The organism is Frankia sp. CgKIO3, from assembly GCF_977946435.1.
On record NZ_CDWTMO010000130.1, the window covers coordinates 1 to 12210 of the forward strand.

The 12210-nt window shown below is 69.0% G+C and carries 12 protein-coding genes, 1 tRNA gene and 1 pseudogene; 7 read left to right on the forward strand and 7 right to left on the reverse strand.

Annotation, left to right across the window (positions count from 1 at the left end):
• Positions 1-1382, reverse strand: a 1382-nt coding sequence (locus AC08OJ_RS14515; RefSeq protein WP_476595988.1) for a sensor histidine kinase, incomplete at its 3' end; no start/stop codon positions are given.
• 572 nt (positions 1383-1954) lie between these two features.
• A complete protein-coding gene (locus AC08OJ_RS14520; protein WP_462185866.1) occupies positions 1955-2143 on the reverse strand; it encodes an integrase core domain-containing protein in 189 nt (62 codons plus the stop codon).
• Positions 2144-2346: 203 nt separating this feature from the next.
• Between AC08OJ_RS14520 and AC08OJ_RS14525 the strand changes: the two genes are divergently transcribed.
• The 4 genes from AC08OJ_RS14525 to AC08OJ_RS14540 all read left to right on the forward strand — a co-directional run bounded on the left by AC08OJ_RS14525 (position 2347) and on the right by AC08OJ_RS14540 (position 5541).
• Positions 2347-2763, forward strand: coding sequence for a hypothetical protein (locus tag AC08OJ_RS14525; RefSeq protein ID WP_476593784.1), 417 nt, complete (start codon positions 2347-2349; stop codon positions 2761-2763).
• A 426-nt stretch (positions 2764-3189) separates the two neighbouring features.
• Positions 3190-3278, forward strand: a tRNA-Ser gene (locus tag AC08OJ_RS14530).
• A 1127-nt stretch (positions 3279-4405) separates the two neighbouring features.
• Positions 4406-4609 (forward strand): FDXHR family putative zinc-binding protein, encoded by a 204-nt coding sequence (locus AC08OJ_RS14535; RefSeq protein ID WP_462185867.1) that lies wholly within the window; start codon positions 4406-4408, stop codon positions 4607-4609.
• 356 nt (positions 4610-4965) lie between these two features.
• On the forward strand, positions 4966-5541 hold the full coding sequence (locus AC08OJ_RS14540; RefSeq protein WP_476593781.1) for a hypothetical protein: 576 nt from the start codon (positions 4966-4968) through the stop codon (positions 5539-5541).
• Positions 5542-5676: 135 nt separating this feature from the next.
• Here the strand turns inward: AC08OJ_RS14540 and AC08OJ_RS14545 are convergent, their stop codons facing one another.
• The 4 genes from AC08OJ_RS14545 to AC08OJ_RS14560 form a co-directional block, all read right to left on the reverse strand.
• Positions 5677-6114 carry a DUF3817 domain-containing protein gene (locus AC08OJ_RS14545; RefSeq protein WP_476593780.1) on the reverse strand — a complete coding sequence of 146 codons (438 nt, stop codon included), beginning with the start codon at positions 6112-6114 and terminating at the stop codon, positions 5677-5679.
• The gene (locus tag AC08OJ_RS14550) at positions 6114-6548 is read right to left on the reverse strand and encodes a hypothetical protein (RefSeq protein WP_476593779.1); all 435 of its coding nucleotides are present in this window, start codon (positions 6546-6548) and stop codon (positions 6114-6116) included. The genes AC08OJ_RS14545 and AC08OJ_RS14550 overlap by 1 nt, the downstream gene beginning before the upstream one ends.
• Before the next feature lie 402 nt (positions 6549-6950).
• The gene (locus AC08OJ_RS14555; RefSeq protein ID WP_476595989.1) at positions 6951-7856 is read right to left on the reverse strand and encodes a hypothetical protein; all 906 of its coding nucleotides are present in this window, start codon (positions 7854-7856) and stop codon (positions 6951-6953) included.
• A 655-nt stretch (positions 7857-8511) separates the two neighbouring features.
• Positions 8512-9291 (reverse strand): SigE family RNA polymerase sigma factor, encoded by a 780-nt coding sequence (locus AC08OJ_RS14560; RefSeq protein ID WP_476595990.1) that lies wholly within the window; start codon positions 9289-9291, stop codon positions 8512-8514.
• A gap of 892 nt (positions 9292-10183) precedes the next feature.
• Between AC08OJ_RS14560 and AC08OJ_RS14565 the strand changes: the two genes are divergently transcribed.
• From AC08OJ_RS14565 to AC08OJ_RS14575, 3 genes and pseudogenes are all read left to right on the forward strand, one after another.
• The gene (locus AC08OJ_RS14565) at positions 10184-11161 is read left to right on the forward strand and encodes an NAD(P)H-quinone oxidoreductase (RefSeq protein WP_476595993.1); all 978 of its coding nucleotides are present in this window, start codon (positions 10184-10186) and stop codon (positions 11159-11161) included.
• A gap of 82 nt (positions 11162-11243) precedes the next feature.
• Entirely contained in the window at positions 11244-11816 is a 573-nt protein-coding gene (locus AC08OJ_RS14570; protein ID WP_476595991.1) for a bacterial proteasome activator family protein, read from the forward strand.
• A gap of 108 nt (positions 11817-11924) precedes the next feature.
• Positions 11925-12014 (forward strand): annotated as a pseudogene (locus AC08OJ_RS14575) (IS5/IS1182 family transposase); the annotation flags it as partial.
• Here the strand turns inward: AC08OJ_RS14575 and AC08OJ_RS14580 are convergent.
• Positions 12005-12210: hypothetical protein (locus AC08OJ_RS14580; protein WP_476595992.1), on the reverse strand; the 206-nt coding region annotated here is incomplete at its 5' end. The pseudogene AC08OJ_RS14575 and the gene AC08OJ_RS14580 sit on opposite strands and share 10 nt — an antisense overlap.

Sequence of the window (12210 nt, forward strand, 5' to 3'; positions counted from 1 at the left end):
GATGCGTTACTCGACACGGGCGGGGACGGGGCGGCGGACTGCAGCCCGCGCGGCGCGGTCAGGCTCCGCTGGCTGCCGCTCCCGCCGAGCGGGGCGGTGACGCCGCGCCTGCGCTGCGGCAGGCCGTTGTTGTTGATCTTGATGTGCTGCGGCTCCTCCGGCTCCAGGGCGATGGCGGGCATCAGCGTGTTCGGGTTCGGCCGGACCGCGGCGCCCGGGCTGGCCGCGGACAGCGGCACGGCGGTGGCCAGGTCGCGTGGGATGATCAGCACGGCGCGCACGCCGCCGTACGCCGAGGGCCGCAGCGAGACCTGAAAGCGGTGGGTCTGCGCGAGCCGACCGACCACGGACAGGCCGAGGTGCGGGTTCCCGCCGAGGTCGGCGAGGTCGAGGCCCGACTTGACCTCGGCGAGCACCCGCTCGGCGCGCAGCCGGGCCTCCTCGTCGAGGCCGACGCCGCCGTCCTCGATCTCGACCGCGATCCCGGACTGCACCTCGACCGCGGTCATGTGCACGCGGGTCTGCGGCGGCGAGTATCGGGTGGCGTTGTCCAGCAGCTCGGCGAGCGCGTGGATGAGCGGTTCGACGGTGGGTCCTGAGATGGCGACCTCGACCACTGAGTGCAGTTCGACGCGTTGGTAGTCGATGATCCGGGACATCGCGCCGCGCAGCACGTTGAACAGCGGCACCGGATGCTGCCACTGCCGGCCGGGGCGGGATCCGCCGAGCACGGCGAGCGAGTCGGCGAGCCGGCCGATCAGCGCGGTGCCGTGGTCGAGGCAGAGCAGGTCGTCGAAGACATCGGGGTTCCCGCCGTGCCGCTCCTCCATCTCGCGCAGATCCTGGAACTGCTGGTGCACGATGGCCTGGACGCGACGGGCGACGTTGACGAACGCGCGCTGCGAGGAGTCGCGCAGGTCCTCTTCCGCCTTGACCGCTTCGAGGACCGAGCGGACCACGTCGTCGTGCGCCTTGATGAACGCGGCGCCGAGGGCGGGCGACTGGCTCGAGTCGGACAGCGCCTCCTCGACCGAGTCGCCGCGGTGCAGCCGACTGATCGCGGCGGGCAGCACCTCAACGGCGAGGCGGCTGGTCTCGGCCTCCTGTATCTCCAGGCGGTGCACGAGCTCCTGCTCGGTGGCGGCCTGCCGACGGCGCAGATGGACGATCTCGTGCCCGCGGCGGCGGATCTCGGCGCAGGCCAGGCCGATCGCGACCGCCGCGACGAGGCCGCACACGGCAACAGCGCGCGGGGCGTGCGGGGCGACGAGAAGGATGGCGGCCACTGTACAGAGTGCGGTCAGGGCTGCCGCTACCAGAGCACTGTAGACGACGGAGAAGTCGCTTTCCGAGCCACGAGGCGACGGTCGCTTGCGTTTCATTCGCAGAACCTTGGTCTGATCGTGGGCGTGTGTCGGTGACCGACGGGGACGGGGAGAACAGTCACGGGCGCGGCCCGCGGAGAGACTCGCGCGCCGACGAGGGCCCGACGGCGATGTTCTGACTGGGCACGCGGCCACCTTGCTCAGTGTTCGCGGTTCTGATGTCTCTCCGGACGGGTCTGACGTTATATCCAGGGCTTCGGCGAGACCGCACCGCGCCGCTATCAGTGACCTTGAGTAGCCGGCCGCCGCTGTACATCCGGTCGAACTTCGCCGATATCGATCATGGTCGATGTGCGTCGCGTGGGCCGGTCGCACCGACACCGGGTCGGCGGCCCCGCGGTCGCACGGGGATTCAACTATGCAATAACCGAAGGCCGGGGATTCCTGAGATAATCCATCGGTTCGCGGACCGCAGTAGGTCCGTTGCGAAAAGGTGGCCTTCCGGGAGCCGGAATGAGCATTTTCAAAGTCGGTTTTTCTAGATCTCTTCCTGCTCCAGGAAGAAGACGGCTTGGGTGAATGCGCCGACCCGGAGTTGGCTGGAGTGTTTCCGCTTTTTTGGACGCCCTTTAGGCTGCCAGCTGACTGATGTTTCTGTGGCCTGGCTCGTATTCCCTGGGTGTCAAGTACTCGAGGGACGAATGGCGACGTGTTGTGTTGAAGTAGTTTTCTATCCAGTCGGCGGTCTTTCTTTTCAGGTCGACGAGGTGGGCCAGGGGCGGGTGTGGATGAGTTCCTTGTGGTAGAACACGTCTCAGCCGCGTGGCCGGTCACAAACGTGCCGGCCACGCCGTGGCTGACGGTTAAGGTGGAACTGAAGAGCACTGCAAACGGTTTACCCGGGACCCCGAGGTGGGGGACGTGAGCGGTATGGAGTGGAGTTGGCAGCCGTACCCGGACGCGGTCGGTCGCAAGGATCTTCCTCCTGTCGGAGCCCGGTCGCATCGTCGGCCTGGGCGCCTTGTGTGATCTGTGGGCGCCGCGCGCCGACGACGGGAGTTCCCAGAGCTTCTCGGTCAGTGAGTTCGTCACGCTGGACGACGGCCGGCGGGTGATCTTTCATGAAGATCGCGGCTTCACCGTCAGCCGGATACTCGGTGATCCAGGTCTTGGCGCGGGCCAGTTCGGCGAGACCCGCGACAGCATCACCCAAGACGTGTTGAACGTCGTACTCCCTGATGGCGAACAGCCCAGTGAGGACCACCCCTGGTCGTGGCTGGCCGACCTGGGGCGGGCGCGCGGTCTGGACGTGACCGCGGACGAGCTGCGAGGCCTTCCGTACGAGGTGGTCCTCACCGACGCGGTGACCCGATGGCTCAGCACCCGAAATCTCAGACACGGAGGTCCAACGTGGTCGGATCAAGGAGAGGCTGAGTGATCGGTGCCGTCTGCCGGTGGGACACCGCCGGGTGAATCGCTGTGGCCAGGGCAAGCAGCGCGATCGCGGGCACCGCGATCCCCTATCTGACAGCATGAGGTAAGACAGCTCCCTGCGTCAGCTGGTTTCCTCACGCTGCCGACGAGGGCGTTCGTCGAACAGCTCGGACCTGCAAGCGCGGCCCGCACCGCGTCTTGATCTTAAAACGAGGATTTCGGCAATGTGCGGGCTACATGCTGGCCTCTCGTCAACGATCGGATCACGGACGCACTGACGGGCCACTGCCCGGCGGCCGATCCGGTGCCGACGGGTGACGTGGCGGACAGCACCGGCGCGGGCTGTGAGATCCTGGAGTCGCACCCGGCGGGCACATGGCGGGCGGACTCCGGCGAGCCGGACGTAGCCTGACGTCGTCTCCGCAGGTCAGGAGGGCTCGCCTAGTGGCCGATGGCGGCGGTCTTGAAAACCGCTACGGGGAGTGATCCTCGTCGTGGGTTCGAATCCCACGCCCTCCGCTTTACCAGGCTTTTTGTCGCCGGAGACAGCTGGCGACGATCAGCCTGGAACAGCTGAAGATCCTTGTGGGCACGAAATGGGCACGCTGGGACGTGACCGGGGATCGCAGCCACCGTCCCCCTGCGTTCTGCCTCGCTGAGTGCAGCAGGTGGACAGATAGCGTCCCTGTGATGGCTGTCGAGCGGGCCCGGCGGATGCGGGCTCGGCGGGAAATGTGGAGGGTTAGCGACGGTGTGGAGACCGTGAACCGTGACTGACCCTCCACGCTTCGGCCGCCTCACGAAGCTCACTTTGTGGGTGGGTGTGTAGGAGCGGGAATCTCTCTCCAGGAGAGGCTCGTCGTGCGGGGCCGCAGTCGCCCGCAGGCCGAACCCTTCTGAGCGGGACTGGGCCTGCTTCGCGGGACTGGGCCTGGTCGACTCCGATCCGATGTACGGATCCTGCACCATCGGCCTCGGCGACAGGCAGGAACCGCTCATCCGGTTCCGCACCGACGGGCACGTGGCCCGCGCAGCACCATCGGGCGACTCGGAATGGAGCGGCCGGTCTCGATGAAACTGATGCGTCAGGCGGAACTGTCGACTCGCAACGCCAGTCCGAGTTGACTGATCCGGCGTCGCTCCCGCCACCCTCGCAGCAGTGCGCTGGCACTCACGCCCGGGATCCCCTCACCGCCGGCCCTGGCGATGGCGTCCGCCATGCGCTTGACTATAGCTAGTCCAGTGGTATTGCTGGGTATCAGTAGTCATTTTTTGACTGTCCGGCGATGTTCCAGGCGTCGCTCGGCCCGGCACGGTTGTTTCCGGCGCGGGTTCCCGCTAGCGGTCGGCCGTCGCCGATGACGATCCGTCCGGGCGGAACGCTCTGGTTCGCGAGCTCCGGAAGCGTTGCCGCAGGACAATCACCCTGAACACTCGACAGCCGGTTGCGTGACGCTTGTGCAGGTCTGCGACAGGATGGCCGGGTGCCTCCCCGTCGGTCGACATCCCCTCGCGCGATCCCGGCCGCCAACACCCCACCCCGGCGTCCACGCGCGGTTTCCGTCACACTCCGTTCCCCAGATGAACAATCCATCCAACAGGCGTTGCCGATCCAGGTCTCTCGTCGCCGGCAGCCCGACAAGACAGTGCAGATCCCGGTCACGGCCAGTTGTGCCGGCTGTGAAGAGCGGTGGACCGATCCGGCCACGACCCATTGCGGGTCCTGCCACCAGTCCTGGCCGACGGTGCAGGGCTTCGATGAGCATCTGGTCGATTGCCCGGCTCATCCGGTGATCGCGACTCGTCGGGTCAAGCGGGAGCGTGAGCCGTCGGGCGCCAACGTGGCCTGAGTCCGTCCTTCCCCCGTGACCGCGGTCTTCCTCCGCATGCGGCCGGTTTCCGCCGGACGTCTCGGTCACGGACGATCGGCGGCCGGTAGGCGGCCGATGTGTTTTCGAGCCGCTGTCCTGGCCGAGCCCGGATCACGACGGTGAGGCCCGGCACCGAAGGCCGGAACCACTCGGCGATTCCGTGCAACGGACCGGTGAGGCGGGCGAGAAACTGCTACGTTCCGGCGCTGGAGCACCCGTGAACGCCGCCGCACCGTGTCGATCATCCGGCCGGGATTCCGTCCGTGCCGTGCGCCATCGGATCGCGGATCGAGGATCGCGGGCTGAGGACGGAGGAACGGATAACGGTCTGCGGATTGGTCCGGCTGGACGGGGTGGACGTCCGGCGGGCGTCCCTGACCGCCATGCTGGCTTCATCGTCGTTTGGGCTGCCCGCCGCACGCGGTGTCCACCTCGACGGAGCATTCGGGACGGTGACCGCCGCGGACCTGCGGGCGGACCCGACTCCGCCGATCGCGGTCGACGACGCGGGGCTCGTGGTGATCGCGGATCGTCCGTCCCGCCGTCCCGAGGGAAACGAGACGGCCCGGATGCTGGCGGCCGCCTACCGCAGCGGCGGCAAGTGGGCGTTACTCCGGTCCACCACGCGGACGGTGACGATCGTCTGGGACCCGCGGCGCGCCCAGCTGGTCCTCGTGCGACCCGCCAGTACGGCCGACGAACTGATCACTTGGTCGGACGGGCGCCTGTTTGCCTTCGGTACCGAGGCTGACCAGGTGCTGTCCGCGGAGATGCTCGCTCCGCCCTCCCGGTTGGCCCGGCTCCGGCGGCTCACCGCCGGTGAGGTCCTGACGATCGCCGTGCCCGCCCGTCTCCGCCGCCCCGCACCGGCGGCGCTCCGCCTGGCTGGAGTTGACTCGGACGTGTCCTGAGGCGACGTCTCCCGGCGCGTCGGCTTCTGCGTCTCCCGGCGCGTTGGCTTCTGCCTGCGTCGGCCTGCCCTGAGATGTCCTTGCCCTGAGAGGTCCCGACGTCTCTCGACGCCGTCAGGCCGGTCCTCAGGTCCGTCAGGTTGTGGAGGCCTCGGCGCTCTGCGCGGGCTTGGTGGGCCCGGTGGCCGGGCCGGCCGGAGCCGCGGCGGCGGACAGCTGGCTCTCCCGCACAAGGGAGGTGACCCGCCGCTCGGCGAAGAACGACAGGAACGGGATGGTGCCGGCAAGCATGATCGTGATCGTCCGGGTCGAGGACAGCCGGCAACGGTTCGCCAGATCGAAGGAAGCGGCGAGATACACCATGTACAGCACACCGTGGAGCGGGCCGACGGCCGCCACGATCGCGTCGTTGCCGCCGATGTACTTCATCGGCATGCCGATGCACACCAGCGCGATCAGCCCCACACCGACGATGTAGGCGATGGCCCGATACCGCAGCAGGGATGCGCGAATCGCCGTCGCGGAGGCACGTCCTGTGGTGGCCGTACGGGTGGGGTCGGGCAATGCCGTCATCAGCGGGCTCCGTTGATGTGCTTGAGGGCGTCCCGAAGGGCGTCACGCTCGTACAGTAAGGCGAGATAGCGGTTGTAGGCGTCGAGTTCGTCGTCCTCGGCGGACTGCTCGGCGGTGCCGGTCGTCAGCATTTTGGGGCCCGTGTCGAGATCCGGTCGCCATGGCGCCTCGGGGGCGATCCGGCCGTGGGCACCCCACCGCGGCCCGGTGGTGTCCTTGGGCGCCAGATCCTCCTTCATCATCTTCACCCACCAGTACACGACGAAGGCGGCGAAGACAGGCCACTCGACCCCGTAGAAGAGGTTTTGCAACGATCCCTGCGGGGATTCGCCCTTCGTCAGCTGCCAGATGCCCATGCGGATGAAGAATGCGATCAGGAAGAGCGCGAGGAGATGACGCGCGATCCACGAGGGTGACAACAGCAGCCGACGCACGAGGTTGACGCTACCTCTCCCCGGCCGGTCAGCGTAGGGCGCGTGGCACCTTCCCGCGACCGGACTCACACCCGGACCGGACTCACACCCGGGACCGGGGCGCCGGGCGGCGTGGGAGGGGGCGCGAGGGGCTGGCCGACCTTGGCCGGGCCGGCCAGCCCGCGTGCCGCCGTCGGCGGCCGCTTGGCGACCCGTCCGCCGGGCTGGGGGGGTTAGCCGGGGAGCGAACGGGCCGAAACACCGCCGGACCTCCTGGCGCGGGGGGCCGGTATGGCGTTCATCTGTCAGTCGTCCGGCGGAGGTTGATTGGTTGCCGTCGTTGTGAAGATTTTTCGTCCGCATGGTTCCCCATGGTTCCGCATGGTCAAGTGCAGACCCACGTAACCGCGCAGACCCACGCCGTCAGCGCAGGACTGCGGCCGCCAGTGTCCAACCCGACGTGCCCCCGCTGGAGATGGTGATCGACGTCGTGCCGATTCCGGCCGGCAGCCCGATGCTCACCACTCCATCGGCCGAGCCATCGGCGATCGGTGAAGGCAGGGTCTGGGTGAAGGTCTGCGTGCCGCCGATGGAGGTGACGATAATCTGTACCCGCCCGGAACCGGATCCGAGGAGGACGTCCAGGGTGAGCGGAGACTGCGAGACGAAGACCGTCAGCCGGGCCGAGCCCTGCAGGGACAGCCGGTCGGTGTCGTCCACGCCGGTCGCGACCGGCGTGCCCTCCGTCCAGTCGAATCCGGAGGATGACGGCACGGACGTGCCCAGCAGGGTGCCGGTGTCGATCAGCGGCATCACAATGGCGGCCCGGTTCTGCACACCGTTCCACGAGCCCCCGAACAGCACCCAGTCGAGAGTTCCGGGGCCCGGAAGCCGCACCTGTGACCCACTGGGGAAGGGGGCGACGGTGCTGGTGTAGATCCCGCCGCCGATGCCCGCGAACGTTCCGCTGGGCAGGGAGGATCTGCTGTCACCATGGTTCGCGGACGGTCCCGCGGACGGTGACGGTGCGCCGCCACCACCGCTCGCGGACCCCGGGTCCGCCGGGTCCGGGCCGGCGGACCTCCGTGCGGCGCTCGCGTCGCTCGTCGCGTCCGGGACGGCGGCGCTGCCCCCGGATGTTCCGGCGGGGCTCGACTTGGCCGGTTCCGGTGGGACCACCGTGGTGGCCTGGGGCGACGCGGCCGGCGTCCACACGACCGGAGACGTCGTGACCGGCGTGGCGGACGGCCGCGGCTTCGCCGTGACGGTCGTCGTGGGCGGAGCCGGGGAGTTCGATCCTGACGGCCCCAGCAGGGCCAGGGCCGTCAAGGCCATGATGCTCACGATGGCGAGTAGCGCCCCCGCGATCGTGCCGCGTCGGGCAACCGAGTGCCGCCGGGAACGGGGCCAGTTGTGGGACCGGGGGAGCCGGTCGGGGCTGGTAGACCGGCTGGATCGGCGCCGTCGGCTCGATGGGGCCTTCGTGACGGTACGGCCCAGGCGGTGCTGCCGGGTGATGATCCGGCCATCCTCGGTCCGGGTGCTGGAGCCGATCGAACCAGGCGGTCTGAGTGGTCCGTTCGCGCCGAGTGGACCGCTCGGGCCGAGGGGGCGGATGATCGTGCCGCTCAGGGGAGCATCGACTGCCGCCGCGACACGTCTGCGGATGCGATCGGAGTCGGGGCGGTGCCGGCCCATCTCGGCGCTCAGCATGCCGCGGAGTCGGTCGGGGAACGGGAGCTCCCCCAGATTGCCGCCATGACCGTCGCCGCCGCGGAACTCGCCGACACGATCGGCTGACCCTCGACCATCCGCGCTCGAGCTGTTGGTTCCACGGTCGCCCGTTCCGCGGTCGCTAGTCACGCGGTCACCCGTCCCCGGAGCGGAGGGACGGCAATCGGCCGGAGGCCCGCCGCGCCGCGCTGCCGCGCCACCCTGCGCATCATGATCGGGCCCCTGGAACCCCGGGCGCCTTCTGCGTCATCTATGCCTCGCCGACTCGCTGTTGCCACCAGGGCCATAGCTTGACGCGGCCGAGGCAGGCGAACGCCGACCGGCTCGGACCCGCCGGTTTGCCGGACTGACCACTGCACCGCCGCCGTCCCAGGCGACCCGAGCCCGATCGGGACCCATTCACCCGGGAACCGCCCGATCGGGATGTGGCGCCGCGTGACGTGCCCGACTGACCGGACGCTACCTGTGGCCTCGCCACCTCCGCGGCACCGGCCGGCGGTAGCTCGGTGTTCTGGAGAATCCGCTCCAGTTCGGCGACTCCCTTGGCGGTCTGGCTCTTCACCGTGCCGACGGAGATACCCAGCGTGCGAGCCGTCTCGATCTCCGACAGGTCGAAGGCGTAGCGGAGCACGACACACGCACGTTTGCCCGGCGGCAGTGTCATCAGCGCGGAGCGCAGATCCATGACCGCGGGGAGATCGGGTATCCGCGCCGACTGGTCGGCCCGCTGACCAAGGAAGAGCAGCCCGCGTCGCTCGCGGACGACCTTCCGGACCCGGTCGGCCGCCAGGTTGGCGACGATCCGCCGGACACACGCCAGTGGAAGGTCTGCGGAGCGGACCCGGTCCCATGCGGACCAGGCGGCCGTCAGAGCGTCCGCGGTGATGTCGTCCGCGACGTCGTGATCGCCAGTCAGGAGATACGCAAACCGGCTCAGCTCGCGGTGATGTCTCTCGAAGAAGGCATGAAACTCCGCCTGGGTATGGGGATGTTCGGGCTCGTCGTCGGCCGCGACCGCTTCCACTGGCACGCTCCCCGGGCCCGTCGAGGCCGGCGCGTCCGCGGCGCCGGCCGGACAGCCGATGCTGTGGTCGTCTGTCACTGGTTGCAGAGAACCATGAGTTCAGGGCGATGTGCATATGACGGTAGCGACTCGATCGGGTATGCGTCGTGGTACCTGGATGCCGAGTGGGGCGGTCACTGTTAATACGCTCGAAGCAGTGGCTTTACCCTCGGTCCGATGATGTCGGGCTGGCCACGCATGGTGATGGTCCTGGCGCGCGTTGGCATCGGCCACGGGGACAAACCCGTCTCGGACCGGCCGAGGCAGCCACATTATAGGACATAGGGGCATAGGACTTGACGGCATAGGGCCGGAGGTGCGAGCCGATGAACCGAGATCCGGGCGGGACGGTCGCGAGGACGGGGCGGCGCACGGATGCGCGACGCCGGTCCAGCGGGATGGCCGGCGATCAGGCCGCGGCGAGGGTCGAGCGGCCGACATGGGATGCTAGGAAGACGTTTCCGCCGCGACGCCCGCCGGGTACGGCGAAATCTGTGTCTGTCCTGTCTACCCGGTCTGGTCTGTTTACCCCGTCTGTCGCGATGCCCGAGGCCGTCCGTCCCCATCGCCCGAGTCCCCCGCCCCCGCTCGATCCGGACGCCCCGATCCCGGATGATCCAGGCCCGCTCCTGCCCGACGCTCCTGACCTGCCGCCGGCTCCGCACGAGCCCTCGCCGTATACCGAGCCGGCTCCCGGCTCACCCCAACCGGAGCCCGAGCCGGTCTGAGGCCCGAGCCGGCGTCGTCCATCCCACCGGAACATCTGTACGGCCGTGGCATGAACATGCCCGCACGCCGGATGATGCCGCGGCGTCGCGTGCCGAGGAGCCGTAGCGTGTGACGGGTGCATGCTGTGACGGTGAAAGCGCCCGGTGGGCCCGAGGTCATGACGTGGTCGACGGTGGCTGACCCTCCTGCCCCGGGGCCCGGCGAGGTCACCCTGGAGGTGGTCGCGACGGCGGTGAACCGCGCGGACCTGCTCCAGCGGCAAGGTTTCTACCCGCCGCCGCCCGGCGCCTCTGAGATCATCGGGATGGAGTGCTCCGGGCGGGTGGCGGCTCTCGGCGTCGGCGTGGACCGGGTCGAGGTCGGGGCCGAGGTGTGCGCGTTGCTCAGCGGGGGCGGCTACGCGAGTCGGGTGAACGTGCCGGTCGGCCAGGTGCTGCCGGTCCCGGCCGGGGTCGACCTCATCACGGCGGCCGCTCTGCCCGAGGTGGCCTGCACGGTGTACTCCACGGTCTTCGGCATCGCCGGTCTGCGCGACCATGAGGTCTTCCTCGTGCACGGCGGGGCGTCCGGCATCGGGACCTTCGCGATCCAGGCGGTCCGCGCGCTACGTCCGAACGCGCTGGTCGCGACCACCGCCGGCACTGCGGCCAAACTGGCCAGGGTGCGGGGGCTCGGCGCCCACCTCGCGGTCTCCTACCGCGACGACGACTTCGTTGCCAGGATCCGCGAGACTACCAACGGCCACGGGGCGGACGTCATCCTCGACAACATGGGCGCGGTGTATCTCGCCCGCAACGTCGCCGTGTTGGCCGTGGGAGGCCGCCTGGTAGTCATCGGCCTGCAGGGCGGGGTGAAAGGGGAGCTCAACCTCGGCGCCCTGCTCACCAAGCGGGCGGCGGTCCACGCCGCGTCGCTGCGCGGGCGGCCGGTCGAGGAGAAGGCCGACATCGTGGCCGGTGTCCGCGGCGACTTCTGGCCGGCGATCGAGGCGGGGGCGATCCGGCCGGTCGTCGATCGGGTGTTGCCGATCACCGAGGTCGCGCGGGCACACCAGCATGTGGCTGATTTCGGACATATCGGAAAGGTAGTACTCACGATCCCGGAATGACCCTCGATGGGTGACACTCGGCGTGACCGTGGAGGCGAAGCCAGTGCCGTGAGAGGCGGATCACGGGGCAGGATAGGGGGGCATGACGGATCAACCGGAACCCCGCGTCGTGGTCGTCGGGCCTGACGGCGCGCTGCACGAGACCGCGGACTCGGGGGTACTCAACCGACCGGTGCGGCCGCTGGCCCCAGGCGGTGACCAGGCGCTGCAGGCTGCGGAGGACCCGGACGGCGGCAACCCCATCGCCGCGCTGGTCTCCCAGCCCGACAAGGTGATGCGCATCGGCACCATGATCAAACAGCTGCTGGAGGAGGTCCGGGCCGCTCCGCTGGACGACGCGAGCCGAGTCCGGCTGCGCGAGATCCACCGCAGCTCCATCCAGGAGCTCTCCGACGGGCTTGCCCCGGACCTGCGCTCGGAACTCGATCGGCTGTCGCTGCCGTTCGACGAGGAGCGCACGCCGTCAGATGCCGAGCTGCGGATCGCCCAGGCACAGCTGGTCGGCTGGCTCGAGGGTCTGTTCCACGGCCTGCAGACCGCGCTGTTCGCCCAACAGATGGCCGCCAAGGCTCAGCTCGAGGAGATGCGCCGGCGGGCCTTGCCGAGCGGGCAGCAGCCCGGCAGCGAGACGTTCGGCCGCGGGGCCTACCTCTGACCGTCCGGGACTCGCGAGTCCCCGATCCGTGAGTCCCGGACCAGCGGACCAGCGGACCGCGAGATCGTCTGTGGTCTGTCTGCGGTCGGTTACCGCCGTTCGCGGCTCCGGCCGCCGGTGCACGAACAGCGGGAGATCGTGAACGCGATGGCCTACTGGGTGCGGGCCGGGTGTGCCTGGCGGTCCCGTCACCACGATCCAATCCACGTGATGCCCCGAATGCCGGTGGCGGGACTGTTATGATCCGGCTTGGGCGGAAGATGATCCGCGCCTGGGATGTCGTCAGCCATCCGGCACAGCCGCGTCTTGGGATTTATAAAAGTTGAGGTGGCGACGCCAACCTGAACAGGGATCGGTGTAAACGGGGGAATGAGAAGGTGGAGGCTGTATCTTG

Excerpts from the sequence above, each read along its gene's own strand:
- AC08OJ_RS14545 (WP_476593780.1), bottom strand. The coding sequence starts at position 6,114 with ATGACGGCATTGCCCGACCCCACCCGTACGGCCACCACAGGACGTGCC.
- AC08OJ_RS14570 (WP_476595991.1), top strand. The coding sequence starts at position 11,244 with ATGACGGATCAACCGGAACCCCGCGTCGTGGTCGTCGGGCCTGACGGC.